The sequence below is a fragment of the Nocardioides sp. NPDC057767 genome (assembly GCF_042798275.1).
Taxonomy (GTDB): Bacteria; Actinomycetota; Actinomycetes; order Propionibacteriales; family Nocardioidaceae; genus Nocardioides.
The window spans coordinates 1-23,944 of the sequence record NZ_JBHVKJ010000016.1 but is presented as its reverse complement, the minus strand read 5'-3'; the positions used below and the strand labels follow the sequence as shown (position 1 = coordinate 23,944).

Annotated in this window: 24 protein-coding genes and 1 tRNA gene; 11 read left to right on the top strand and 14 right to left on the bottom strand. The window is 69.7% G+C overall.

Features of this window, described 5'->3' with window-relative positions; all coding sequences use genetic code 11:
- Nucleotides 1-18: 18 nt before the first annotated feature.
- From lon to ACFVDI_RS10425, 4 genes are all read right to left on the bottom strand, one after another.
- Nucleotides 19-2,343 (bottom strand): endopeptidase La, encoded by a 2,325-nt coding sequence (lon, locus tag ACFVDI_RS10440; protein WP_378903937.1) that lies wholly within the window; start codon nt 2,341-2,343, stop codon nt 19-21.
- A 113-nt stretch (nt 2,344-2,456) separates the two neighbouring features.
- On the bottom strand, nt 2,457-3,311 hold the full coding sequence (gene otsB / locus ACFVDI_RS10435) for a trehalose-phosphatase (protein ID WP_378903934.1): 855 nt from the start codon (nt 3,309-3,311) through the stop codon (nt 2,457-2,459).
- A 92-nt stretch (nt 3,312-3,403) separates the two neighbouring features.
- Nucleotides 3,404-3,925 carry a LytR C-terminal domain-containing protein gene (locus ACFVDI_RS10430; RefSeq protein ID WP_378903931.1) on the bottom strand — a complete coding sequence of 174 codons (522 nt, stop codon included), beginning with the start codon at nt 3,923-3,925 and terminating at the stop codon, nt 3,404-3,406.
- The gene (locus tag ACFVDI_RS10425; protein WP_091046051.1) at nt 3,926-4,222 is read right to left on the bottom strand and encodes a DUF3263 domain-containing protein; all 297 of its coding nucleotides are present in this window, start codon (nt 4,220-4,222) and stop codon (nt 3,926-3,928) included.
- 156 nt (nt 4,223-4,378) lie between these two features.
- On the opposite strand from ACFVDI_RS10425, the gene ACFVDI_RS10420 reads away from it, so the two are divergent.
- Together ACFVDI_RS10420 and ACFVDI_RS10415 are read left to right on the top strand one after the other, a co-directional pair.
- Nucleotides 4,379-5,821, top strand: a complete 1,443-nt coding sequence (locus ACFVDI_RS10420) for a trehalose-6-phosphate synthase (protein WP_378904106.1) — start codon at nt 4,379-4,381, stop codon at nt 5,819-5,821.
- A 106-nt stretch (nt 5,822-5,927) separates the two neighbouring features.
- Nucleotides 5,928-6,953, top strand: a complete 1,026-nt coding sequence (locus ACFVDI_RS10415) for a Gfo/Idh/MocA family protein (protein ID WP_378903928.1) — start codon at nt 5,928-5,930, stop codon at nt 6,951-6,953.
- Nucleotides 6,954-6,956: 3 nt separating this feature from the next.
- Here ACFVDI_RS10415 and ACFVDI_RS10410 read toward each other — a convergent pair whose 3' ends face one another.
- Together ACFVDI_RS10410 and ACFVDI_RS10405 are read right to left on the bottom strand one after the other, a co-directional pair.
- Entirely contained in the window at nt 6,957-8,507 is a 1,551-nt protein-coding gene (locus ACFVDI_RS10410) for an FMN-binding glutamate synthase family protein (protein WP_378903926.1), read from the bottom strand.
- Nucleotides 8,508-8,571: 64 nt separating this feature from the next.
- Nucleotides 8,572-9,564 (bottom strand): LLM class F420-dependent oxidoreductase, encoded by a 993-nt coding sequence (locus ACFVDI_RS10405; protein WP_378903923.1) that lies wholly within the window; start codon nt 9,562-9,564, stop codon nt 8,572-8,574.
- 52 nt (nt 9,565-9,616) lie between these two features.
- Here ACFVDI_RS10405 and ACFVDI_RS10400 point away from each other — a divergent pair, with 52 nt between their 5' ends.
- The 4 genes from ACFVDI_RS10400 (at nt 9,617) to pdxY (ending at nt 12,459) form a co-directional block, all read left to right on the top strand.
- A complete protein-coding gene (locus ACFVDI_RS10400; protein WP_378903921.1) occupies nt 9,617-10,306 on the top strand; it encodes a uracil-DNA glycosylase in 690 nt (229 codons plus the stop codon).
- A gap of 58 nt (nt 10,307-10,364) precedes the next feature.
- Nucleotides 10,365-10,931: a hypothetical protein gene (locus ACFVDI_RS10395; RefSeq protein ID WP_378903918.1), complete on the top strand. Its 567-nt coding sequence runs from the start codon at nt 10,365-10,367 to the stop codon at nt 10,929-10,931.
- A 101-nt stretch (nt 10,932-11,032) separates the two neighbouring features.
- Nucleotides 11,033-11,542 carry a rhomboid family intramembrane serine protease gene (locus ACFVDI_RS10390; protein ID WP_378903915.1) on the top strand — a complete coding sequence of 170 codons (510 nt, stop codon included), beginning with the start codon at nt 11,033-11,035 and terminating at the stop codon, nt 11,540-11,542.
- A 68-nt stretch (nt 11,543-11,610) separates the two neighbouring features.
- Nucleotides 11,611-12,459 (top strand): pyridoxal kinase PdxY, encoded by an 849-nt coding sequence (gene pdxY, locus ACFVDI_RS10385; protein ID WP_378903912.1) that lies wholly within the window; start codon nt 11,611-11,613, stop codon nt 12,457-12,459.
- Nucleotides 12,460-12,469: 10 nt separating this feature from the next.
- On the opposite strand, the gene ACFVDI_RS10380 is transcribed toward pdxY, so the two are convergent.
- A tRNA-Thr gene (locus tag ACFVDI_RS10380) sits at nt 12,470-12,545 on the bottom strand.
- A 174-nt stretch (nt 12,546-12,719) separates the two neighbouring features.
- Between ACFVDI_RS10380 and ACFVDI_RS10375 the strand changes: the two genes are divergently transcribed.
- On the top strand, nt 12,720-14,249 hold the full coding sequence (locus ACFVDI_RS10375) for an alanine/glycine:cation symporter family protein (RefSeq protein WP_378903909.1): 1,530 nt from the start codon (nt 12,720-12,722) through the stop codon (nt 14,247-14,249).
- Nucleotides 14,250-14,251: 2 nt separating this feature from the next.
- On the opposite strand, the gene ACFVDI_RS10370 is transcribed toward ACFVDI_RS10375, so the two are convergent.
- The 5 genes from ACFVDI_RS10370 to nirD form a co-directional block, all read right to left on the bottom strand.
- Complete coding sequence (locus tag ACFVDI_RS10370; RefSeq protein ID WP_378903906.1) at nt 14,252-15,778, bottom strand: metallophosphoesterase; 1,527 nt, start codon at nt 15,776-15,778, stop codon at nt 14,252-14,254.
- 50 nt (nt 15,779-15,828) lie between these two features.
- Nucleotides 15,829-16,785: a 23S rRNA (guanosine(2251)-2'-O)-methyltransferase RlmB gene (gene rlmB, locus ACFVDI_RS10365; protein ID WP_378903903.1), complete on the bottom strand. Its 957-nt coding sequence runs from the start codon at nt 16,783-16,785 to the stop codon at nt 15,829-15,831.
- Entirely contained in the window at nt 16,785-18,194 is a 1,410-nt protein-coding gene (cysS, locus tag ACFVDI_RS10360) for a cysteine--tRNA ligase (protein WP_378903900.1), read from the bottom strand. The genes rlmB and cysS overlap by 1 nt, the downstream gene beginning before the upstream one ends.
- 116 nt (nt 18,195-18,310) lie before the next feature.
- The gene (ispF, locus tag ACFVDI_RS10355) at nt 18,311-18,790 is read right to left on the bottom strand and encodes a 2-C-methyl-D-erythritol 2,4-cyclodiphosphate synthase (protein WP_378903897.1); all 480 of its coding nucleotides are present in this window, start codon (nt 18,788-18,790) and stop codon (nt 18,311-18,313) included.
- Nucleotides 18,791-18,813: 23 nt separating this feature from the next.
- Nucleotides 18,814-19,176 carry a nitrite reductase small subunit NirD gene (gene nirD, locus ACFVDI_RS10350; protein ID WP_378903894.1) on the bottom strand — a complete coding sequence of 121 codons (363 nt, stop codon included), beginning with the start codon at nt 19,174-19,176 and terminating at the stop codon, nt 18,814-18,816.
- Between the two features lie 169 nt (nt 19,177-19,345).
- Here nirD and ACFVDI_RS10345 point away from each other — a divergent pair, with 169 nt between their 5' ends.
- Complete coding sequence (locus ACFVDI_RS10345) at nt 19,346-20,038, top strand: 2-C-methyl-D-erythritol 4-phosphate cytidylyltransferase (RefSeq protein ID WP_378903891.1); 693 nt, start codon at nt 19,346-19,348, stop codon at nt 20,036-20,038.
- A gap of 10 nt (nt 20,039-20,048) precedes the next feature.
- Here ACFVDI_RS10345 and ACFVDI_RS10340 read toward each other — a convergent pair whose 3' ends face one another.
- Nucleotides 20,049-20,657 carry a 2-C-methyl-D-erythritol 4-phosphate cytidylyltransferase gene (locus tag ACFVDI_RS10340; protein ID WP_378903888.1) on the bottom strand — a complete coding sequence of 203 codons (609 nt, stop codon included), beginning with the start codon at nt 20,655-20,657 and terminating at the stop codon, nt 20,049-20,051.
- A gap of 79 nt (nt 20,658-20,736) precedes the next feature.
- Entirely contained in the window at nt 20,737-21,222 is a 486-nt protein-coding gene (locus ACFVDI_RS10335; RefSeq protein ID WP_008360791.1) for a CarD family transcriptional regulator, read from the bottom strand.
- A 235-nt stretch (nt 21,223-21,457) separates the two neighbouring features.
- Here ACFVDI_RS10335 and ACFVDI_RS10330 point away from each other — a divergent pair, with 235 nt between their 5' ends.
- The 3 genes from ACFVDI_RS10330 (at nt 21,458) to ACFVDI_RS10320 (ending at nt 23,911) form a co-directional block, all read left to right on the top strand.
- Complete coding sequence (locus ACFVDI_RS10330; RefSeq protein WP_378903885.1) at nt 21,458-22,303, top strand: UbiA family prenyltransferase; 846 nt, start codon at nt 21,458-21,460, stop codon at nt 22,301-22,303.
- A gap of 67 nt (nt 22,304-22,370) precedes the next feature.
- Nucleotides 22,371-23,171 (top strand): hypothetical protein, encoded by an 801-nt coding sequence (locus tag ACFVDI_RS10325; RefSeq protein WP_378903882.1) that lies wholly within the window; start codon nt 22,371-22,373, stop codon nt 23,169-23,171.
- Nucleotides 23,171-23,911 (top strand): phosphoglyceromutase, encoded by a 741-nt coding sequence (locus ACFVDI_RS10320; protein WP_378903879.1) that lies wholly within the window; start codon nt 23,171-23,173, stop codon nt 23,909-23,911. The genes ACFVDI_RS10325 and ACFVDI_RS10320 overlap by 1 nt, the downstream gene beginning before the upstream one ends.
- Nucleotides 23,912-23,944: the final 33 nt, after the last annotated feature.

Below are 23,944 nucleotides of genomic sequence, written 5' to 3'. Positions count from 1 at the left end.
GCATCCGGAACGATCCGGTCAGGCAGCGGCCACCGTGCTCTGCGTGGTGGCCTCTCCCTCGGCGGGCGCCAGTGCGCCGCGTACGACATCCCTGACATCGCTCACCAGGTTGATCTTCAGCGCCTGCTTCACGTCCTCCGGCACCTCGTCCAGGTCGGGCTCGTTGCGCTGGGGCACGAAGACCTCGGTCAGACCGGCCCGCTGAGCGGCGAGCAGCTTCTGCTTGAGCCCGCCGATGGGCAGCACCCGGCCGGAGAGGGAGACCTCACCGGTCATGCCGACCTCGCTGCGCACCGGGCGACCCGTCGCGAGCGAGGTCAGCGCGGTGACCATGGTGATGCCGGCGCTCGGCCCGTCCTTGGGCACCGCACCTGCCGGCACGTGGACGTGCAGCGAGCGGTCGAGCACGACCGGGTCGACGCCCAGCTCGGCCGCGTGCGAGCGCACGAACGAGAGCGCGATCTGCGCGGACTCCTTCATCACCTCGCCGAGCTGACCGGTGATGTTCAGCCCGGTCTGCCCGTCGGACGCCGACGCCTCGATGAAGAGCACGTCCCCACCGAGCCCCGTGACGGCCAGTCCGGTGGCGACACCCGGGACCGACGTACGCTCCGCCGACTCCGGCGTGAACCGGGGCCGTCCGACGAGGTCCTTGAGGTTGTCCAGATCGACCTCGACGTGCTCCGCACCGGTGGCCAGCTTCGTCGCCGCCTTGCGCAGCGCCTTGGCGATGAACCGCTCGAGCTGACGTACGCCCGCCTCGCGGGTGTAGTTCGCGGCCAGCTCACGCAGCGCCTCGTCGGCGACCGTGACCTCCGCAGGCGTCACCGCGGCCCGCTCGAGCTGCCGGGGCAGCAGGAAGTCGCGGGCGATCGCGACCTTGTCGTCCTCGGTGTAGCCGTCGCTCGTGACCAGCTCCATCCGATCCAGCAGCGCGCTCGGGATCTGCTCCACGACGTTGGCCGTCGCGATGAAGAGCACGTCGGAGAGGTCCAGGTCGAGCTCGAGGTAGTGGTCGCGGAAGGTGTGGTTCTGCGCCGGGTCGAGCACCTCCAGCAGTGCGGCCGCGGGGTCACCCCGGTAGTCGGATCCGACCTTGTCGACCTCGTCGAGGAGCACGACCGGGTTCATCGAGCCGGCCTCCTTGACGGCCCGCACGATCCGGCCGGGCAGCGCGCCGACGTAGGTGCGCCGGTGACCGCGGATCTCGGCCTCGTCGCGAACACCACCCAGCGCGACCCGGACGAACTTCCGTCCGAGCGAGCGCGCCACCGACTCACCGAGCGAGGTCTTGCCGACTCCCGGAGGACCGGCCAGCAGCACGACCGCACCCGAGCCACGGCCACCGATGACCTGCAGACCACGCTCGGCCCGCCGGGCCCTGACCGCCAGGTACTCGACGATCCGGTCCTTGACCTCCTCGAGGCCGTGGTGGTCGGCGTCGAGCACCTCGCGGGCGGCGGTCACGTCGGTGGAATCCTCGGTGACCACGCCCCACGGCAGCTCCAGGACGGTGTCGAGCCAGGTGCGGATCCACGCCGTCTCGGGGTTCTGCTCGGAGCCACGCTCGAGCTTGTCGACCTCGCGCAGCGCGGCCTCACGTACGGCCTCGGGAAGATCGGCGGCCTCGACGCGGGCCCGGTAGTCGTCGGAGCCCTCGGGCTCGCCCTCGCCGAGCTCCTTGCGGATCGCGGCGAGCTGCTGGCGCAGCAGGAACTCCCGCTGCGTCTTCTCCATGCCCTCGCGGACGTCCTCGGCGATCTTGTCGCTGATTTCGGACTCGGCGATGTGGTCCTTGGCCCAGGCGATCACCTTCTCGAGCCGCTCCTCGACGTCCGGGGTCTCGAGCAGCTCGCGCTTGGCCTCGTCGTCGAGGTAGGGCGCATAGCCGGCCGTGTCGGCGATCTCGGACGGCTCGGTGAGCCGGTTGACCTGGTCGATGACCGGCCAGGCCTCGCGACGCTGGAGCACCGCGACGACCAGCCGCTTGTACTCCTCGGCCAGCTCCTTCGCGTGCTCGGTCGTCGTCTCCGTGGCGGGCTCGACCTCGACCCAGAGCGCGGCACCGGGCCCGGTCACGCCAAACCCGATCTTCGCCCGGCCGACGGCCCGCAGCACCGCCGCGGGCTCACCGCCCCGGAAGCGGCCGACGCGCTCGATCGTGGCCACGGCGCCGTACGTCGCATACCGGTCCCCCAGCCGCGGCGCCACCAGCAGCCGGCTCTCCGAGCCCGCCCGGGCGGCATCGATGGCAGCCTGCGCGGCCTCGTCGAGCTCGATGGGCACGACCATCCCCGGCAGGACCACGGCATCCGAGACGAACAGCACAGGAAGCTTGTCCATGCGGACCCTCCTAGAAAAGTTGAGTGATACTGGCTCAACTTCTGGGGGCAACCGGATGTTCCCTCCGGTTAACTTGTTCGCTGTCAGCGGACGGCGCGAGCTGTGCCACGCTGTTACACAGCCGCTGCGTCGTCAGCCAGCCGAAGCAACAGCCCCAGCACACCCTCCGGTCCGGCGACCTCGAGATCGGCCAGTCCGGCGAGCGGTCCACGGTCGGGCCCGGCTTCGGAGTAGACGAGCAGCGTCGGCGACCCGGTGGTCTTTCCCCACGCCTTGACGGCCTCGAACGCCTCGATGTCACCCAGGTCGTCACCACCGAACAGGATCGCGCCCGGCTCGACCACCGAGATCAGCGTCTCGATGGCGTGACCCTTGTGCATGCCGGGGGCACGTACCTCGATGACCTGCTTGCCGGGCTCGATCATCAGTCCGTGCTCGGCAGCCAGCTCGGTCAGCGGCGGAAGCAGGCGCGCGGTGACGGCGTCGGGGTCGGGGAACCGGCGCGTGTGGACCCCGACGGCGAGACCCTTCTCCTCGATGTAGGCGTCCTGCGCCCCGTGCGCGGCGAGCACCGCCGGGAGCGCCGCCTCGAAGGCACCCAGCCCCTCGGGCGGCGGCGGGCCGACGACGACCCGGTCCGAGCCGCTCCAGCGCTCGTTGCCGTACTGCCCGAAGACGTACAGCTCCTTGCCGAGCTCCGCGAACGAGTCCGCGATCGCGGCCAGCCCGCCCAGCTCGACGACCTGTCCAGCCGGGCGGCCGGTGACGATGGCGACCGCCTTCACCCGGGCCGCGAGCGCGATCAGAACCGAGGCCGCGTCCGGGTGGATCCGGGCCGAGGCGGGGTCCTCGACGATCGGCGAGAGCGTGCCGTCGAAGTCGAGACCGACGAGGGTCTCGGCGGCAGCAGCCGCGATCGCGGCGTACTTCTGCTCTCCTGCTGTGCCATCAAGCTGGAGTTCGGCCATGCCCCAACTGTGACACGGCAACGACCTCCGAGCCGACCGGGAATGCCGAGCCGTGCGACAGATCACACACCGTCGAGAACGGCCGGAACCCGTCAGAGGGCGCCGGTCAGGATGACCGTCAGCCGGTCACCCTTCATCGAGCCCTCCACCGACAGATGGGTGCGTTTGATGCCGAGGTCGTCGGCCAGCTGCTGGCCCTCGCGCTTCATCCCGCTCGGGTAGTAGACGGTGTTCTCCGGGACGGAGCCCATCCAGTTGTCCTCGCCGACGACGTTCCACCCGACCGTGGTCGCCTTCGCCGCGACATCGCCGGCCAGGCCGGCGATGTTGGACTGGTTGTAGACCTCGACGCTGACCTTGGCACGGTCGACCGGTGAGGGCTCCGCCTTGGCCGGCTTCTTCTCCTCGGCCTTGGCGGCCTTCGGCGAGGCGGACGCCGAGGCCGACGGGCTGCCACCGGTCTGGGCGATCTTCTCGTCCCGGCCGTCTCCGTCGCCGCCGGTGACCCAGAAGACGATCACCGCGACGACGACGGCCACCACGCTCAGCGCGATGACGGGCGCGGGAAGCGCGACGCCACGCTCCCCCTTCGACGGACGTACCCCGCTGATCATTCAGACCTCGAAGCCGAGCCGTCTCGCCGAGCGCTGACGCTGCCGGGCCGCACGGAGCCGTCGCAGGCGGCGCACCAGGAGCGGGTCGGCCTCGAGGGCCTCCGGCTTGTCGATCAGAGCGTTGAGCACCTGGTAGTAGCGGGTGGCGGACATGTTGAACGCCTCGCGCACGGCAGCTTCCTTGGCGCCGGCGTACTTCCACCACTGGCGCTCGAAGTCAAGGATCTGCTTGTCGCGCTCGCTGAGGCTCGCGGGGTCCTCGCCTGGGCCTGTGACCTGCACGTTGACAGCGCTCATTCCTCGTCCCCCGGTGTCGTCTGCATCTGGCCACAGACTAACGCGCCGAACTACACCGCTGTGGTTCACCCTTCGGCGTGTTACTCGACAGGTATTCCTGTGAGGGACCGCAGAGTACCCAGTGGAACGGCACCGCACCGAACCTGGCTCCGGTCCATTACAGTCGGAGATGTGCAGGCTGACCTGGTAATCGTGGCCAATCGGCTCCCCGTCGATCGAGTGGAGATGCCGGACGGCACGAAGGCGTGGCGCCGCTCGCCGGGAGGTCTGGTCAGCGCTCTCGAGCCGGTCCTGCGGGCCAACGACGGCGTCTGGATCGGGTGGCCGGGCGGCACCGACGAGGACCTCGAGCCGTTCGAGGACGACGGGCTCCACCTGCTGCCGATGACCATGAGCGCCCAGGACATCGAGGAGCACTACGAAGGCTTCTCCAACGGCACCCTGTGGCCGCTCTACCACGACGTCGTGGCCAAGCCCGAGTTCCACCGCGAGTGGTGGGACGGCTACCAGCGTGTCAACAAGCGGTTCGCCGAGAAGTGCGCCGAGGTGGCCGCCAAGGGCGCGACCGTCTGGGTCCAGGACTACCAGCTCCAGCTGGTCCCGCAGATGCTGCGCGAGCTCCGCCCCGACCTGCGCATCGGCTTCTACCTGCACATCCCGTTCCCCCCGGCCGAGCTCTTTCAGCAGGTCCCCTGGCGAAGACAGCTGCTCGAGGGGCTGCTCGGTGCCGACCTGGTCGGCTTCCAGCTCCCCCAGGCCGCCCAGAACTTCGTCCGCCTGGTGCGCCAGCGCGTCGGCCACAAGACCCATCGCGACCTGGTCTATCTCCCCGACGGGCGCACCGTGCACGCGGCCGCCTTCCCGATCTCGATCGACTTCGTCGGCTTCGACGAGATGGCGCACGACGAGGGCGTCAACCAGCGCGCCAAGGAGATCCGCCAGCAGCTCGGCGACCCGAAGAAGATCATGCTCGGCGTCGACCGGCTCGACTACACCAAGGGCATCCACGCCCGGCTGCGCGCCTTCGGCGAGCTGCTGCGCGACACCAAGCTCGACGTCGAGGACGTGATCTTCGTCCAGGTCGCGGTGCCCTCCCGCGAACGCGTCGAGCAGTACCGCAAGCTCCGCGACGACATCGACCGCCTCGTCGGCCGCCTCAACGGCGACCTCGGCCGCATCGGCCGCCCGGCCATCTCCTACCTCCACACGAGTCTCCCCCGGGCCGAGATGGCCGCGCTCTACCGCGCGGCCGACATCATGGTCGTCACCCCCTACCGCGACGGCATGAACCTGGTCGCGAAGGAGTACGTCGCCTGCCGCTACGAGGACGACGGCGCCTTGGTGCTCTCCGAGTTCGCCGGCGCGGCCGAGGAGCTGCGCCAGGCCTGGCTGGTGAACCCCTACGACATCAACGGGATGAAGGCCGCGCTCCTGGAGGCCTACGAGGCCGAGCCGAAGGAGCTCACCCGCCGGATGAGGGCGATGCGTAAGCAGGTCGCCGCCCGAGACGTACGCCACTGGGCCGACACCTTCCTCGAGGAGCTCGCCGCGGTGCCGGGCAACCACAACAAAAGCGTCCTTCCGCCCAACAGCCGCTGAGACGACCGGAGCGAGGTCGAGCGGCGAGCCTGCTCCTCCGCTCGCGCCGAGCGAGGAAGTGACCGCGCGAAGCGCGGAGACCAGCGCAGGTGGCTAGAGTCGACGCGTGACCACCAACTCTGACCCGATCAGGTGGGGAATTCTCGGCACCGGCCGGATCGCCCACTCCCTCGCCACCGACCTGATGCTCGTCCCCGACGGCCAACTCGTGGCCGTGGGCTCACGGAGCAAGGAGTCCGCAGAGACGTTCGCGAAGGAGTACGCCGCCGCCGACGGCCCGGTCCGCGCGCACGGCTCCTACGAGGAGCTGGCCGCCGACGAGGACGTCGACGTCGTCTACATCGCCTCCCCCCATTCCCACCACCTCGAGCACGCGACCCTCGTCCTCGAGGCCGGCAAGCACGTGCTGTGCGAGAAGGCGCTGACGCTCAACGCCGCCGACTCGCAGACCATGGCCGACCTGGCCGCCTCCAGGAAGCTGTTCCTCATGGAGGCCATGTGGATGGCGACCAACCCGATCATCCGGCGCCTGGTCGCCGACGTGAAGTCCGGCCGCTTCGGGGCCCCCCGTCACGTGCACGCCGAGCTCGGCTTCGTCGCCGACCCCGAGCAGCACCAGCGTCTCCTCGACCCGGCCCTCGGCGCCAGCGCGCTGCTCGACATGGGCATCTACCCGCTCACCTTCGCCCACCTGCTCTTCGGCGAGGCCCGCTCGCTGACCGCGCAGGCCAACCTGGGGACGGGCGCCGACGGCGGCACCTTCGACCTCGACCTGGTGATGACCGGGAAGTACGCCGGCAACGAGCTCTCCACCATGGTCTCGTCGGTCACGTCCTACTCCTCCCGCTCGGCCGCGATCGCCACCGATCAGGGCCGCATCGAGCTGACCGACTTCCATCACCCGTCCTCGGCGGTCTTCAAGCCCGCCGACGGGAGCGAGCCGGTGGAGATCGTCGGCGACGAGCCCGTCATCGGCGTTGCGTACGGCAACGAGATCGTCGAGGTGCAGCGCTGCCTGCGCGAGGGCCTCCTGGAGTCCCCGCTGGTGCCGCACAGCCAGACGCTCAGCCTGATGCGCCAGATGGACATGATCCGCGAGTCCATCGGCGCCCGCTTCGCCGACGAGTCCTGAGCCTCAGGCGGTCGTCGGCTTCTCGTTGAAGGTGCGGTGGGGGTGCACGACGTCGAGCAGCTCGCCGACCACCTCGGGGCCCAGGGCACCCCAGTGGTCCTTGTAGCCGTAGACGCCGGCGAGGGTGCGTGACTCGTAGTCGCCGTTCATGACCTCGATGTCGCGGGGCGTGATCAGGCCGGGGTGGGCGACGCCGACGGCGGCGGAGACCTTCGTCAGCTCCCTGCGCAGCGTACGCAGGTAGCTGGCGCAGCGGTCACCCTTGTCCAGCGGGTCCAGGCCGCCGGAGAGCCACTTGCTCTGGGTCGCCACGCCCGTCGGGCAGGTGTCGTCGTGGCACTTCTGGGCCTGGATGCAGCCGATCGACATCATCGCCTCGCGGCCGACGTTGATCATGTCCGCGCCGAGCGCGAAGGCGACGGCGGCATTCTCCGGCAGGCCGAGCTTGGCCGACCCGATGAAGGTGATCGAGTCGGTCAGGCCGAGCTCGGCGAAGGTGCCGTAGACCCGGGAGAAGCCGATCCGGTAGGGCATCGCGACCGCGTCGGAGAAGATCAGCGGCGCGGCACCGGTGCCGCCCTCGCCGCCGTCGACGGTGACGAAGTCGACGCCCCGCTCCCCCGTCCGCATCCTGGCGGCGAGCTCCCGCCAGAACTCCATCTCCCCGACCGCCGACTTGATGCCGACCGGCAGCCCGGTCTCGGCGGCGATCATCTCGACGAAGTCGAGCATGGAGTCGACGTCGGAGAAGGCCGAGTGCCGAGACGGTGAGGCGCAGTCCTTGCCGACCTCGATGCCGCGGATCGCGGCGATCTCCGGGGTCACCTTGGCCGCGGGGAGCAGCCCACCGAGGCCCGGCTTCGCGCCCTGGGACAGCTTGATCTCGATGGCCTTGACCGGCGCCGTGGCCACCCGCTCCTTCAACCGGTCGATCGAGAAGCTGCCGTCGGCGTTGCGGCACCCGAAGTAGGCCGTGCCGATCTGCATGACCAGGTCCGCCCCACCCTCGAGGTGGTAGGGCGAGATGCCGCCCTCGCCGGTGTTGTGCATCGCGCCGGCCTTGAACGCGCCCCGGTTGAGCGCCGTGATCGCCGGTCCGGACAGCGACCCGAACGACATCGCCGAGATGTTGACCACCGAGTCCGGACGGAACGCCTTCGCGCGCCCGCGTGGGCCACCGAGCACCTTCGCCGACGGGAGCCTGGCGGCCCGGTCGTGGTCGTCGGGAAGACTGTCGGCGAACGTACGGTGCTTGATGTGGATGTGGCCCTGCGTGTGCTCGATGTCGTTGTCGGTGCCGAAGCCGAAGTAGTTGTTCTGCTCCTTGGACGAGGCGTACACCCAGCGCCGCTGGTCACGGCTGAACGGACGCTCCTCGTCGTTGTCGGCGACGATGTACTGCCGCAGCTCCGGCCCGATCTTCTCCATCAGGTAGCGCGCGTGCCCGATCACCGGGAAGTTCCGAAGGATCGCGTGCTTGCGCTGGGTCAGGTCGCGCGCGGCGACCACGGCAGCGGCAACCGCCGCGCCCCCGAGGAGGGTCGTCATCTTCATGTACGACTTCCTACCGGCCCGCCACCGCGTTGTAAACGTCCGTGGCGGTGTCGGCAGGCGTCGCTCAGACGAGCTCGGGCACGACCTTCGACTCGAAGAGCTCGATCGAGGAGCGGTCGTAGGCGGCGTCGCCGAAGTAGGTGATGGCGTACGTCATCCCCAGCTCCTCCATCGCCTTCAGCTTCTCCACGATCTGCTCGGGCGTGCCGACCAGACCCTGGCTCCCGCTGCGGCGCGCGTGCTCCGCGCCGGCGGCCTCGCCGAGGGACTTGGTGAGGTGGTCGGCGTACCAGTCGATCTTGTCCTGGGCGTCCTTCTCGGTCTCGCCGATGAAGACGTTGTAGTTGGCGGAGCGGGTGATCTCGGCGAAGTCGCGACCGAGGTTCTCGCAGTGGCCGCGCAGGATCTCCGACTTCGCCTGGAACGTCTCCGGGTCGCCGGCGAAGTTGGTGTAGTCGGCGTACTGCGCGGCGATCTTCAGGGTCACCTTCTCGCCACCGCCGGCGATCCACAGCGGGATCCCGGAACGGCCCTTCTGGATCGGCAGCGGCTGACAGATGGCGCCGTCGACCTCGTAGTACTTCCCGTCCAGCGACGAGACGCCCTTGGTCCAGGCCTGCTGGAAGATCTGGACGCCCTCGCGGAGCATCCCGAGCCGGTCGCGCGCCTCCGGGAAGCCGTAGCCGTAGGCCCGCCACTCGTGCTCGTACCAGCCCGCGCCGATGCCCATCTCGATCCGGCCGCCGCTGACGTGGTCGGCGGTCGCGGCGACCTTCGCGAGGTAGGCGGGGTTGCGGTAGGACATGCAGGAGCACATCTGGCCGAGCCGCACCCGCGAGGTGACCGCGCCCAGGCCCGCCATCAGCGTCCAGGCCTCGTGCGTGGCCTGGTCCGAGGGCTCCGGGGTGGTGTGGAAGTGGTCGTAGACCCAGATCGACTCCCAGCTCCCGCCGTCGGCGTGGAGCGCCAGGTCCTTCATCGTGGTCCACTGGTCTGCCGGGTCGATCCCGACGAGGTCAAAGCGCCATCCCTGCGGGATGAAGAGTCCGAACTTCATACGACCCAACCTATCCAGGGTCCCTGGGCGTGGCGAACGATATGTTGAGGGAATGAGCGCACTGGCAGGACTCGTGGACAAGGGTCTGATGGCTGCCGACTGGGCCGAGGCGCTGGCACCGGCCGAGCCGCAGATAGAGCAGATGGGCCGCTTCCTGCGCGAGGAGCTGGCGGCCAGGCGCCCCTATCTTCCCGACGGCGACCGGATCTTCAACGCCTTCCGGCGACCGCTGCGAGACGTACGCGTCCTCATCGTCGGCCAGGACCCTTACCCGACCATCGGGCACCCGATCGGGCTCAGCTTCGCGGTCGAGAAGGACGTACGTCCCCTGCCCGCTTCGCTGCGGAACATCTACGCCGAGCTGGCCACCGACCTCGACCTGAAGATGCCCGAGCACGGCGACCTCTCGACGTGGGCCGACCGCGGGGTGATGCTCCTCAACACCTCGCTGACGGTGCGTCCCGGGGCCCCCGCCTCCCACTCGAAGAAGGGCTGGGAGGAGGTCACCGGGCGAGCGATCGACGTGCTCGGCCGCCGCGGCGGACCGCTGGTCGCCATCCTGTGGGGCCGGCATGCGCAGAACCTGGAGCCGCGGCTCAACGGCGTGCCCGCGATCAAGTCCGTCCACCCCTCGCCGCTCTCCGCCCGTCGCGGGTTCTTCGGCTCCCGGCCGTTCTCCCGCGCCAACGCCCTCCTGGTCGAACAGGGCGGATCGCCAATCGACTGGTCCCTTCCGGACTAGGCTCTGTCGGATCAGGGTCGGGCGCAGCGGCCCATCGGCGCGGTGAACGGGGGGTCACGTGGGCGAGAACACCACCGATCCGACCCTGTCGGTGCCCCGCCGGCTCAAGATCGCCGGCACCGTCGTGGTCGTCCTGCTGGCGGCCTGGGCCGCGGTGCTGGGCGTCCGGACACTGCTCGACCGGGCCGCTCCTGCGGAGCTCCCCGCGACCGAGGTACGCGACTGGGCGACCTTCGCCGACCACCTCGTCCTGGGCACCGCCGGCCCCGACGACACCGACCGGCTCGAGGTCACCACCGTCCTGTGGAGCCGGCAGGGAGCTCACCCGATCGCTCGTCGGATCACCGTCGAGGCCGAGATGACCGAGGGCGAGGCGTACGCCGTGCCGGTGGCGTGGCTCGACGACGGCGGCAGCGACGGGCACTGGGTCGCGCTCGCTCCGAATGCGGTCCTCCCCCTCGACGGCGGCCGGATCACCGACGGTGGTGACACCTGGGCCGAGGAGCACACCGGGGAGCCGGCCCGCACCCTGGCCACCGAGCTCTACGAGACCGGGCCCTACCCGGCTGCGGTCCCGCACCTCTACGAGAGCCTCGAGCAGAGACTTGCCGCTGTTGACCGGTAGGTAAGATTTCACGCGTGAGCCAGGATTCCCCCACGCGGCCCCAACGCGCCAACTGGCTGAGGGCCGGCATTTGGTCACTCGGATTCGTCGCCCTTTTGTGGGTGCTCGAGGTCACCGACTACATCAGCGGCCACCAGCTCGACACCCTCGGCATCCAGCCGCGCACCGACGCCGGCCTGCTCGGCATCGTGTTCGCTCCGGTGCTCCACTTCGGCTGGGCCCACCTCTACGGCAACACCCTGTTCGCGCTCGTCCTGAGCTTCCTGGTGCTCGCGTCCGGGTTCGGCCGCGGGATCGCCGCGACGCTCATCATCTGGATCGTCGGCGGCGTCGGCGTCTGGCTGATGTCGCCCCCGGGCAGCATCACCGCCGGCACCTCGATGCTGATCTTCGGGTGGCTCGTCTACCTGATCCTGCGCGGACTGTTCAACCACCGCGTCGGCCAGATCATCATCGGCGTGCTCATCTTCCTCGTCTGGGGCAGCCTGCTGCTCGGCGTACTCCCCGGACAGACCGGCGTCTCCTGGCAGGGCCACCTCTTCGGTGCGATCGGTGGCGCGCTCGCGGCCTGGCTGCTCAACGACCCGCCCCAGAAGCAGGCCCAGAAGTAGGCGCAGAAGTTGGCGCAGAAGTCGGCCCAGAAGAAGTCCGCCTGAGCCTGCTGATGGAGACTGGTTCCATGCAGATCCTCTCCATCCAGTCGCACGTGGCCTTCGGCTACGTCGGCAACTCGGCGGCCGTCTTCCCGATCCAGCGCCTCGGCCACGAGGTCTGGCCGGTGCTCACGGTCAACTTCTCCAACCACACCGGCTACGGCGAGTGGCGAGGACCCGTCGTGGCCGCCGACCAGGTCGCCGAGGTCATCGAGGGGATCTCCGAGCGTGACGGTCTCTCCACCGTCTCCGCGGTGCTGTCCGGCTATCAGGGCGACCCGGCCGTCGGGGCGATCGTCCTGGACTCCGTACGCCGCGTGAAGGCCCTCAACCCGCGGGCCCTCTACTGCTGCGACCCGGTGATGGGTGACGTCGGGCGCGGGATGTTCGTCCGTGAGGGCATCCCCGAGTTCATGCGCGACGAGGTCGTGCCCGCCGCCGACGTGATCACGCCCAACCACTTCGAGCTCAACTTCCTGGCCGGCCTCGAGGCCACCGACACCCTGCAGGAGGTGCTCGCCGCGGTCGACATCGTCCGTGAGTCCGGACCCTCCAACGTGCTGGTGACCTCCGTGATCACCAAGGACCCCACCCACCTCGACCTGGTCGCGGTCTCCGACGAGGGCGCGTGGTCGGTCACCACTCCCCTGCTCCCGATCTCCCCCAACGGCGGCGGCGACGTCACCGCGGCGGTCTACCTCTCCCACCTGCTCTCGACCGGCTCGACACCGGCCGCTCTGAGCCGCACCGCGAACACCCTCTTCGCCATCCTCGACCGCACGCTGAAGTCGGGGCGCCGCGAGCTCGAGCTCGTCGCCTCCCAGGACAACATCGCCAACCCGCCGACGACGTACGAGGTCACCCAGCTCCGCTGATCATCTCTCTTGGAGCCGGTGACAGGAGTCGAACCCGCGACATTTCGCTTACAAGGCGAACGCTCTACCAACTGAGCTACACCGGCATGCCGTACGTCTCCGCAACGGCGGGACAATCGTAGCCAGTCACCGGCCCAACTGCGCATCCGGCGTGTCGTCCCGACCGTGACGCACCCCGAGGCAACCCCTCGAAAACCTGCGCGGGGAGGACGTCTGAGAGGGTTTCCCCTCATCCGAACGGATAGATGAAGGGAAGACGGATGACGGACATCTTGGGCGCCATCAGCGCGGTCGTGTGGAGCAACTGGCTCGTGTATCTGTGTCTCGCGGTGGGGGTGTTCTTCTCCGTGCGGTCACGCTTCCTCCAGGTGCGACACTTCCCCGAGATGGTGCGGCTGCTCGTACGCGGTGAGAAGTCGTCCTCCGGGGTCTCCTCGTTCCAGGCGCTGGCGATGTCGCTGGCCGGGCGCGTGGGCACGGGCAACATCGCCGGTGTCGCCACGGCGATCGCCTTCGGTGGGCCGGGCGCGATGTTCTGGATGTGGGCGGTGGCGTTCCTCGGCGCCTCGACGTCCTTCGTGGAGAGCACGCTCGGTCAGGTCTACAAGACCCGGGACCCGCTCACCGGTGAGTACCGGGGCGGTCCTGCCTACTACTTCAGCCGCGCCTTCGCGCACACCCGCGCCAGCAAGTTCTTCACGGTCTACGGGTTCGTCTTCGCGGCCGTGACCGTGCTCGCGTGCGGCGTACTCCTTCCCGGTGTCCAGGCGAACTCGATGACGGCGGGCATGACCAACGCGTGGGGCGTCCCGACCTGGGGCGTCGCGCTCGCGACGGTGATCGTGTTCGCGTTCGTCGTGGTCGGTGGCGTCAAGCGGATCGCGTCCTTCGCGACGCTCGTGGTGCCGTTCATGGCGGTGGCGTACGTCGCCGTCGCCATGGTCGTCGTGGTGGTGAACTCGGACCAGATCCCGGGGGTCATCAGCGACGTGGTGTCCAGCGCCTTCGGCCTCCACTCCACGTTCGGCGCGGTGCTCGGTCTCGCCGTGATGTGGGGCGTCAAGCGCGGGGTCTACTCCAACGAGGCGGGGCAGGGCACCGGCCCGCACGCTGCGGCCGCGGCCGAGGTCTCGCACCCGGCGAAGCAGGGTCTGGTGCAGGCCTTCGCCGTCTACGTCGACACCCTGTTCGTGTGCTCGGCGACCGGCTTCCTGATCCTGTCCACCGGCGCCTACCGCGTCTTCGAGGGTGGCAGCGAGAGCGGCGACGTGATCGCGGACGGCGGCGTGCTCGCCGCGGGCGCCGAGGTCGGCCCGGCCTACACGCAGTCGGCCTTCGACACCGTGTTCCCCGGGATCGGCGCCTCGTTCATCGCCGTCTCCCTCGCCTTCTTCTGCTTCACGACGATGGTCGCCTACTACTACATGGCCGAGACCAACCTGCGCTTCATCGTCGGCCGGTTCGCCACCGTCCGGCTCGGCGGGCAGCGCGGCGTCTCGCTCGGCCGGGTCACCACGCTGGCCCTGCAGGCCGTCATCCTGGTCGCCTCGGCGTACGGCTGCGTGTCGACGGCCAGCGACGCCTGGACCCTCGGAGACATCGGCGTCGGCCTGATGGCGTGGCTCAACATCCTCGGGATCCTCGTCCTCCAGCAGCCCGCGTTCGCGGCGCTGCGGGACTACGAGCGGCAGAAGAAGCAGGGGCTCAACCCGGTCTTCGACCCCCGCGCCCTGGGCATCACCGGAGCGACGTACTGGGAGAGCTACGAGCCGGAGCGCGAGCGGGTCTAGCCCTACTCGCTCCCGACGGGAGCGCCCAGCGGGACGTACTCGTGGGCGGTGAGGGCGCCGTTGGTCTCCAGCTCGACCGACTGGAGACCGACGGGCTTCCCGTCGGCGTAGGTGATCAAAGAGACCTCGGCGGTGCGCCGGATCTTCCCCATCGCGAAGGCGTACGCAGCACCGCCGGTGGTGCCGTTGGTGTAGGTCCAGCCGACCTGACCGTTCTCGCCGGTCACCTCGGTCGGACCCTGATGGACGTGGCGGTGACCGCCGACGACGAGGGTCGCGCAGCCGCGGCGCAGGGTCTCGCGGGCCAGCGACGGGTCGTGGACGAGGAGCGTCGCGACCGGCTTGCCGTCCTCCATCGAGGCGCAGGCGATGTCGGCCAGCTTCTCACCGGCCTCCTCGAGGGTGACGCCCTTCTCGTCGATCCAGTTGCCGAGGCCGCTGGTGCGCGGGTCGGGGACCCCGAGGAGCGTCGAACCCCCAGGGCCGTCGACGACCTCGCCGTCGAGCATCGTCCAGCCCTTGTCGGCCAGGTAGGTGCCGACCGTCGGGCCGTGGTCGTGGTTGCCGGTGACCGCCCACTTGTCCAGCCCGTCGCTGGCGTCGGTGAGGGAGTCGAGGGAGAAGGTCTCCCACTCGGAACCGGTCGAGGTGTCATCGCCCGCGTCCAGGATGCCGGTCGCCCCGCCCTCGTCGGCGATCGCACGCACCACCGAGTCCATGCCGACGTTGTCGTGGCGGTCGGAGACGAGAGCCACCACGGTCTCGTCCTCGGCCGGATCCCGCAGGGCCAGGTCCGGCACCTTCTCGACCACCTTCTCGTAGAAGGTGCGGCTGGAGTTGTAGGTGTCCACGGCGCTGGCCACCAGCCTCCGGGTCTGGTTGGTGTAGGCGTCGCCGCGTACCTCCACCCCGGCCAGCTCCTCGGGCACGGGGATCTCCCGGCCGAGGAAGTCGGCCAGCGGGGTCCAGTCACCGGCGACGGGCTCGGGCCTGCTGTCCGCGGCGGGCGCGGGGGACTCGCCCCACGGTTGCCAGACCGCGACCGCGAGCACCGCCACCGTCACCACACCGACGCCCGCGGTGGCGAGGCCGTGCCGGGTGCGGACCGCCTCCGTCGTACGTCGCCGCAGCTCGGCACGGCGTTCGGCGCCGGGCAGCCACCACAGCAGAACGCCCCCGGCCACGATCGCCAGCGAGACCGCAGCGCCGCGGATCACGGCGGCGGTGAGCATGGACTCGACCTGCTCCAGCACCACGGCACGCTGACCATCCGGCGCCGAACCGAGCACCGCATAGCGCTCGAAGAGCTCGTCCATCGACCTCAGCTCGGTCTTCCCGAGCGTCACGTCGACGCCGACCGGACCGGCCACGTCCAGACGTACGTCGGGAAGCACCGGTCCGGTGTGGATGATCGCCTTCCCCGACAGAGTCGGGCGCAGGACCGAGTCGTGGCCGGCGAGGACCACCTGGCGTTCGCTGGACAGGAAGAGCCACGCGCTCACCGCCACGGCGAGCACGAGCCACAGCACTCCCAGCCCCGCCCAGACGGCGAGGCCACGAAGCAGGCTGCGGCGGGAGATCAGCGGCGCGCCTCCGCGACGGCGTAGAGCACGACCGACGCAGCGACGCCGGCATTGAGGGACTCCACCGAGTTGGCCATCGGGATCGACACTATCTGGTCACAGGTCTCCTGGACCAAGCGCGACAGGCCGCCACCCTCAGCACCGACGACGATCACCAGCGGACCGTCGGCGAGACCGTCGGGGGCACCCAGCTCGGGCAGCGAGATGTCGCCCTCCATGTCGAGCCCGACGACCATGCAGCCGGCGTCCTGGTAGGCCTTGAGCTGCCGGGTCAGGTTGACCGTCTGAGCGACCGGGATCCGGGACGCCGCACCGGCGCTCGTCTTCCACGCCGCGGCCGTCATCCCGGCCGCACGGCGCTCCGGGATCACCACGCCGTGGGCGCCGAAGGCCGCGGCCGAACGCACGATGGCGCCCAGGTTGCGCGGGTCGGTGACCTGGTCGAGGGCCACGATCAGCGGCTTCTCGCCGGTCTCGGCGGCGCGGTCGATCAGGTCGTCGGCGTGGGCGTACTCATAGGCGGGGATGCGCGCCGCCAGACCCTGGTGGCCGTTGAAGCCGGTGAGCCGGTCGAGCTCGATCTTGGTCACCTCGAGCAGCGAGATGCCCTTCTCGGAGGCGAGCTGGAACGCCTCCCGCAGCCGACCGTCACGCTCGGCACCCTCCGCGACGTAGATCCCGTTGACCGGTACGTCCTCGCGCAGCGCCTCGACCACGGAGTTGCGTCCGATGATCCACTCGGCGTCGCCTGCGGCCCGCTTGCGCGGACCCTTGTTGGACCGCTGCTCGGCGGCCTGGGCCGCCTTGTGGGCCTTGTGGTAGGGCCGGTCCTTCGCCTTCGGCGTCGGTCCCTTGCCCTCGAGCCCGCGACGACGGTTGCCGCCGGACCCGACCTGGGCACCCTTCTTGCGTCCCTTCGCGATCGCTCCGCGACGCTGGGAGTTGCCTGCCATCAGTTAACGCTCCATTTCGGACCCTCAGGGGTGTCCTCGATCTCGATCCCGGCATCCTTGAGCCGGTCTCGCATGGCATCTGCGCGGGCCCAGTCCTTGGCGGCGCGCGCCTCCGCACGCTCGTCCAGGACCCCGCGGACGAGTACGTCCAGCGCACCGGTCAGCTTCTCGTCCTGACCACTCGCCGGGCCCCACGAGGGGTCGGCCGGGTCCAGCCCGAGGATGTCCAGCATCGCGCGCACGCTCGCGGCGACACCGCGCAACGCCGGGCTGTCGCCGTCGGCGAGCAGCTTGTTGCCCTCACGGACGACGTCGTGCAGGGCCGCCACGGCGGCGGGGGTGCCGAGGTCGTCGTCCATCGCGTTGACGAAGTCGGCGCATGCCACGCCGTCGGCGGGGATCTCGCCGACCACGCCGGCCGCCCGGTCCAGGAAGCCCTCGATCCGCTGGAACGCCAGCGCCGCCTCGTCCAGGGCTGAGAAGGAGAACTCGACGTGCGACCGGTAGTGGGCCGCGACCAGGTAGTAGCGCAGCTCGATGCCGCGTACCTTCTTCAGGACCTCGGGGATGACCAGCGAGTTGCCCAGCGACTTCGACATCTTCTCGCCGGAGGTGGTGATCCAGGCGTTGTGGAGCCAGTAGCTCGCGAACGGCCGGCCGGCGGCGCGCGACTGCGCCTGCTCGTTCTCGTGGTGCGGGAAGCGTAGGTCGAGGCCTCCGCCGTGGAAGTCGAAGGCGGGACCGAGGTACTTCCCGGCCATCGCCGAGCACTCGATGTGCCACCCGGGACGCCCCAGCCCCCAGGGCGAGGGCCACGAGGCGGTCTCCGGCTCGGAGACCTTCCGGCCCTTCCACAGCGCGAAGTCACGCGGGTCGCGCTTGCCCCGCGGGTCGGCGTCGGCGGCGGCCTCCATGTCGTCGACCTTCTGCCCCGACAGCTCGCCGTAGGAGGGCCAGGAGCGCACGTCGAAGTAGACGTCGGCCGAGCCGTCCTCGGCCGCGTAGGCGTGGCCCTTCGCGATCAGCTCCTCGATCAGGGCGATGATCTCGGGGATGTGACCGGTGGCCAGCGGCTCGTAGGTCGGCGGGGCGACGTTGAGCGAGGCGTAGGCGGAGTCGAGCTCACGGTGCATGTCGTAGGCAAGGTTGTACCAGGGTCGCCCCTGGTCGGCGGACTTCGCCAGGATCTTGTCGTCGATGTCGGTCACGTTGCGGATGAACGTGGTCTCATACCCCGACGCCCGCAGCCAGCGCTGCAGCACGTCGAAGTTCACCCCGCTCCGGACGTGCCCGACATGCGGCTCGCTCTGCACGGTCAGGCCACAGACGTAGAGCGACGCCTTGCCGGGCTGCAAGGGGGTGAAGTCACGTACTTCACGGGTCGCCGAGTCGTAGAGCCTGAGTGCCATGCCCCAAGTCTAAGGACGTAGCCGGTGAGTTCAGGATTCGCGACGCACGACGAGCGAGCGCCAGCGAGCGAGCGACGGCGCTTTCATCGGGCCATGTCGGTGACCTCGCGCCTGCGCTACCGACGTGGCGCGATGATCGCGGTCGCGATCGCGGCGACACCTTCGCCGCGCCCGGTGAGCCCGAGACCGTCGGAGGTCGTCGCGGTCACCGTGACCGGCGCGCCTGCCGCAGTGGAGAGGACCCGGTTGGCCTCGTCCCGCCGCGGACCGATCTTGGGGCGGTTGCCGATCACCTGGACCGCGACGTTGCCGATCTCGAAGCCGGCCTCGCGGACCCTGCGTGCTGCCTCCGCCAGCAGGACGATTCCGGCCGCACCGGCCCACTCGGGCTCGGAGGTGCCGAAGTTCGACCCCAGGTCGCCGAGCCCGGCGGCGGAGAAGAGTGCGTCGCAGCAGGCGTGGGCAGCCACGTCGCCGTCGGAGTGTCCGGCCAGACCCTGCACCTCGTCAGGGAAGGCGAGGCCCGCCACGTGCATCGGGACACCGTCGGCAAGGCTGTGTACGTCGGTCCCGATGCCGACCAGAGGAAGCTGCACGCCCGCAGTCTCCCAGATGCGCCTCAGGTGACCTTCCGGTGCCCGACGTGGATGAGCCCGTCCACGACCCGGACCTCGTAGGCCGGGATGGACACGTGCGGGTCGTCCAGGCACTGTCCGGTACGCAGGTCGAACCCGTGCCGGTGGGCGGGCGAGGCCACGAACGGCACGCCCTCGCGGACCCCGACGATGCCCTTGGCGATCACCGACGCCTTCGCGAAGGGGTCGTGGTTGCCCAGCGCATAGACGGCGTCGCCGGGCATCCGGAAGATGGCGATGGCCTGCCCGTGGACCAGAGCCGTGGCGCCGCGCTTCACCTCGAGCGCGTCGACGGGACAGACGGACTGCCACTCTGCGTGGTCGTCCCGCTGCGCGTGAGCACTCATGACGTCGCCGGCCCGAGCCGCTTCGTCGACATTCGTCGGGTCCTCCCTTCGGTGGATTTGAACCGTAGGACGCGTGAGGGACACCTCCTGTTTCGCTCTGTTACGGGTGCGTAAACACCAGCGCCCAGCCGCTCGGCCACCTCCTCCACCGAAGGGATAGCCTCCAGGGGTGCCCGTCGCTCTCGTACTCCTGGCCGCCGGATCCGGCACCCGCGTCGGAGCCGCCATCAACAAGGTGCTGCTCCCCCTCGACGGGTCCGACGATCCGGCCTCCTCAGCCCTCGGTCTCTCGCTCCGCACCGCCCTCGAGGTGCCCGACGTGCACCGCCTGGTCCTGGTCGTACGCAGCGGCGACGAGGAGGCGGTGGCGGCCGTGGCGCAGCCCCTGCTGGGCGAGCGCGAGGCCGCGATGGTCACCGGGGGCGCGACCCGCCACACCTCCGAGCAGGCCGCGCTCGGCGTGCTCCGCGCCGACATCGAGGCCGGCCGGATCGACGTCGTCGCGATCCACGACACCGCCCGGCCGCTGGCCGCTCCCGAGCTCTATGCCGCGGTCATCGGTGTCGCCCGCGAGCACGGCGGCGCCATCCCCGCCGCCCCGCTCACCCACCTCTCCTCGCGTGACCTCCAGCCGGTGGGTGGTGCTCTCGTCGGCGTACAGACACCGCAGGCGTTCCGGGCCGCCGACCTGCTGGCTGCCTATGCCCGGGCCGCGGCCGACGGGTTCGACGGCACCGACACCGGTGCGACGCTGGAGCGCTACGCCTCCGACGTACGGATCGTCGCCGTGCCCAGCTCGCCGCTGAACCTCAAGGTGACCTTCGCCGACGACCTCCAGGCGGCCGGGGCCCTGCTCGGCTGACGCGAAGAGCTCAGCTGATCCGGCTGCGCGAGAGAGCCTCGAGCAGGCGTACGTCATCGGGCGATGTCACCCGGCGACCGACCGGCGGCGCCTCGACCGAGACCACCGGGAACCGGCGGGCCAGGGCACCCGCGATCTCGGCGAAGTCGCCGGAAGGCCAGTCGTCGAGCGAGGCGACGACGGCCGACGGCAGCACGATCGGTGCCGCGACCGAGACGAGCGCGGACCGGTCGACGGTCTCACCGAGCACCGGCACCCCGTCCTCGGCGGTGAGCTTCTTGACCGTGTCGGTGACCGGGCGTACGCCGACGACGACCGCCTCGCGCGCGAGCGCGGTCGAGACGCAGTGGGCGATGAAGGCGGGCGGGGTCATCGGGCACAGCGAGTCGTGCAGGACCAGCGGCTCCTCGGCCTCGACGATCCCTGCCCACGACGTGGTGAAGTCGACGGGGGTCACTCCGGACTCCCCGAGGGACCAGGTCGCCGCGGCGACCAGCGCCTCACCGTGGATCAGTGCGAACGGCAGCGAGCCCCGGCCGTCGTCGGCGACGATCCCGAGGGCCGGCGGCAGGTCGGCGGTCTCGTCGATCTCGTCGTAGTCGGCGTAGGGGTCCTCCATGACAGTCACCGTATCCGCCCCAGAACGCGTTACAGGCCCCGGGATGACCCGGAGCCTGTAACGCAGACCGAAACCAGCTTCAGCTGGCCAGCACCTCGTCGAGGAGGACTTCAGCCTTGTCTTCGTTGGTGTGCTCGCACAGCGCGAGCTCCGAGACGAGGATCTGGCGTGCCTTGGCGAGCATGCGCTTCTCCCCGGCGGAGAGGCCACGGTCACGCTCACGACGCCACAGGTCACGCACGACCTCGGCGACCTTCATGACATCGCCGCTGTGCAGCTTCTCCAGATTTGCCTTGTAACGACGCGACCAGTTGGTCGGCTCTTCGACGTGCTCCGCACGAAGCACCTCGAAGACTCGATCAAGCCCGTCCTTGTCTACGACGTCTCGAACTCCGACGAGCTCGAGATTGTTGGCCGGAACACGCACCACGAGGTCCTGCTGAGCGATGATGCGGAGGACCAGATACTGCCGCTCCTCGCCCTTGATGGTGCGCATCTCGATGTCTTCGATGACGGCCGCGCCATGGTTCGGGTATACGACGGTCTCGCCGACGGTGAAAGTCATATTTTTAGGTACCCCTTCCTAGGGCCATAAGTCTACCACGGATCTTAGAATTCGGATTCCGCGTTTCTGCAGGTCAGGGGCTCAATCTGGGGTTGACAGATCGACAACTTGTGTGGTTCCGCGCGCGCAGGCCGGTCAAGAGTGGCAGCATGGCTGATTTCGAAACGGGGCCGAAATCTCGTCGTAGCCAGCCTGTTGTCCTGCGCGTGTCGGCGGAGTGCCCGATACTGCCGCCATGGCGAATGCATCGCAGAGCGCCCCCAAGACCATCTTCACCGTGTCGTCGCACGCCCAGGATCAGGACCCGGAAGAGACGCAGCCCAGCGCGTCGGCCGTTCCTGATGCCCCGGCGAGCAGTCGGAACGTCATGGACAGGATCGGCAACTGGGCCCCGTTCCTCCTCATCCGCACCACCCACCCCCGTCAGGCCGTGCTGACCGCCATCGGCCTCTCGGTCGCCGCGGTCCTGGCCGGACTGACCACGCGTGAAGTCGCCCTGATCGCGGCCACCGTGCTCGTCGGCCAGGCCGTCCTCGGCTGGCACAACGACCTCGTCGACCAGGTCGTCGACCGTCGTCACGAGCGCGAGGGCAAGCCGATCTCGGACGGCCGCCTCGAAGCAGGTGGCGTCTGGTTCGCGCTGTGCTGCGGCGTACTCCTGGTCATTCCGCTCTCGGTCACCTCGGGCACCGTGGCGGGGTTGTTCTACCTGGGCTCGCTGGTGATCGGCATGCTCGCCAACGTACTGCTGCGCAAGGGCCTCTTCTCCTGGGTCCTGTGGGCGGCCGCCTTCGCCTGCTATCCCGGATACATCTCGTACGCGGGCTGGGCCGGCGAGACCGCCGGCGGCCCGCCGCATTGGGCGATGGTGGCGCTCGCCGCCGCGCTCGGTGTCGGCGTCCACTTCCTCACCGCCCTGTGGGGCCTGGTCGCCGACAACGAGGACGGCTGGACCTACCTGCCGCTCAAGGCCGGGCTCAAGCTCGGGGCTGGCAAGCTGCTCGTCGCCACGCTGGTCTACATCGCCGTCGTGATCGGCGCGATGCTGTACGCCGCGAGCGTCGTCGGACTGCGCGCGTGACCGGTGCCTGACCTGCGAGCCTGACCCTTTTCCGAGATCGCCGGATCGGGCGGATAGAGTGTCGCGCGTGACGACCAAGGTTATGCGGAAGCGGCTCGCGGTGACGGGCGCCCTCGTGGCTCTCGCCCTGCCGGCGCTCACCGCCTGCAGCAGCTTCGACTACGCGACCGACCGGCCCAACGAGATCGCCCACGGCGGCTCGACGCTCGACGGTGCCATCCGGATCAACGCCGCCCGCATCGTGTCCGCGCAGGAAGGCTCCGGCATCCTGGTCGGCACCTTCTCGCTCGACCCGGCGATCAACCCGGCGGTCGCCGGCGAGGCGTTGCCGTCGGTCACCTCGATCGCGACCGGCGCCGAGGCCAGCAAGACGGTCACGCCCGAGTCGTTCACCCCGATCGAGCTGCCCACCGCCGGCATCATCAACCTGGCCGACCCGGCCAACGGCGGGATCGCGGTCACCGGTGACTTCAAGCCGGGTGACAGCATCCCGATGACCTTCACCTTCTCCGACGGTGAGGAGCGGACCATCTCGGTCCCGGTGGTCACCCAGTGCGGTCCGTACGCCGAGGTCGTCGCCGCCGTCGACGAGACCACCACCAAGCCCGCGAAGAAGGACAAGGACGCCGAGGGCGAGGCGTCCGAGGGCGCCGCCACCGGCGAGGAGGCCTCGACCCTTCCGGCCGAGACCGCCACCGAGGACGAGACCGCCACCGAGGACGAGCACGCCACCGAGGGTGAGGCCACCGAGGCCGGTGCCGAGGCAGAGACCGAGGAGCACGGCGAGTCCGCGGGCACGATCTCCGAGGACCCCTACTCATGCGAGTTCCCGCCGGCCGCCCTCGCCGGCGCCGAGGAAGCTCACTGATGACCTACAAGCTCGTCCTGCTGCGCCACGGCGAGAGCGAGTGGAACGCGCTCAACCTGTCCACCGGTTGGGTCGATGTCGACCTCACCGACAAGGGCCGGGCCGAGGCCGTCAACGGCGGCAAGCTGCTCGCCGAGGCCGGGATCCTGCCCGATCTGGTGCACACCAGCCTGCTGCGCCGCGCGATCAACACCGCCAACATCGCGCTCGACACCGCCGAGCGCCACTGGATCCCGGTGCGCCGCGACTGGCGTCTCAACGAGCGCCACTACGGCGCGCTGCAGGGCAAGAACAAGTCCGAGACGCTCAAGAAGTTCGGCGAGGAGCAGTTCCAGCTGTGGCGTCGCTCCTACGACGTACCGCCCCCGCCGATCGAGGCCGACTCGGAGTTCTCCCAGGCCGGTGACCCGCGCTACGCCGACATCGAGGTGCCCGCCACCGAGTGCCTCAAGGACGTCGTCGCCCGGATGATCCCCTACTGGGAGTCGGCGATCGTGCCTGACCTGCAGGCCGGCAAGACCGTGCTGGTCACCGCCCACGGCAACAGCCTGCGCGCGCTGGTCAAGCACCTCGACAACATCTCCGACACCGAGATCGCCAAGCTCAACATCCCCACGGCCCAGCCGCTGGTCTACGAGCTCGACGAGTCGCTGAAGCCGGTCGTCACCGGCGGCACCTACCTCGACCCCGAGGCCGCGGCCGCTGCGGCCGAGGCTGTCGCCAACCAGGGCAAGCAGTAATCAGAAAATCCGCCGAGTCGGCTCGTCTTGACG

Coding starts and splice junctions, on each gene's coding strand:
- cysS (WP_378903900.1), bottom strand. CDS start 18,194: ATGGCACTCAGGCTCTACGACTCGGCGACCCGTGAAGTACGTGACTTC.
- ACFVDI_RS10405 (WP_378903923.1), bottom strand. CDS start 9,564: ATGAAGTTCGGACTCTTCATCCCGCAGGGATGGCGCTTTGACCTCGTC.
- ACFVDI_RS10330 (WP_378903885.1), top strand. CDS start 21,458: ATGGCGAATGCATCGCAGAGCGCCCCCAAGACCATCTTCACCGTGTCG.
- ACFVDI_RS10335 (WP_008360791.1), bottom strand. CDS start 21,222: ATGACTTTCACCGTCGGCGAGACCGTCGTATACCCGAACCATGGCGCG.
- ACFVDI_RS10340 (WP_378903888.1), bottom strand. CDS start 20,657: ATGGAGGACCCCTACGCCGACTACGACGAGATCGACGAGACCGCCGAC.
- rlmB (WP_378903903.1), bottom strand. CDS start 16,785: ATGGCAGGCAACTCCCAGCGTCGCGGAGCGATCGCGAAGGGACGCAAG.
- nirD (WP_378903894.1), bottom strand. CDS start 19,176: ATGAGTGCTCACGCGCAGCGGGACGACCACGCAGAGTGGCAGTCCGTC.
- lon (WP_378903937.1), bottom strand. CDS start 2,343: ATGGACAAGCTTCCTGTGCTGTTCGTCTCGGATGCCGTGGTCCTGCCG.
- ACFVDI_RS10410 (WP_378903926.1), bottom strand. CDS start 8,507: ATGAAGATGACGACCCTCCTCGGGGGCGCGGCGGTTGCCGCTGCCGTG.
- ACFVDI_RS10320 (WP_378903879.1), top strand. CDS start 23,171: ATGACCTACAAGCTCGTCCTGCTGCGCCACGGCGAGAGCGAGTGGAAC.
- otsB (WP_378903934.1), bottom strand. CDS start 3,311: ATGGCCGAACTCCAGCTTGATGGCACAGCAGGAGAGCAGAAGTACGCC.
- ACFVDI_RS10430 (WP_378903931.1), bottom strand. CDS start 3,925: ATGATCAGCGGGGTACGTCCGTCGAAGGGGGAGCGTGGCGTCGCGCTT.
- pdxY (WP_378903912.1), top strand. CDS start 11,611: ATGCAGATCCTCTCCATCCAGTCGCACGTGGCCTTCGGCTACGTCGGC.
- ACFVDI_RS10400 (WP_378903921.1), top strand. CDS start 9,617: ATGAGCGCACTGGCAGGACTCGTGGACAAGGGTCTGATGGCTGCCGAC.
- ACFVDI_RS10375 (WP_378903909.1), top strand. CDS start 12,720: ATGACGGACATCTTGGGCGCCATCAGCGCGGTCGTGTGGAGCAACTGG.
- ACFVDI_RS10425 (WP_091046051.1), bottom strand. CDS start 4,222: ATGAGCGCTGTCAACGTGCAGGTCACAGGCCCAGGCGAGGACCCCGCG.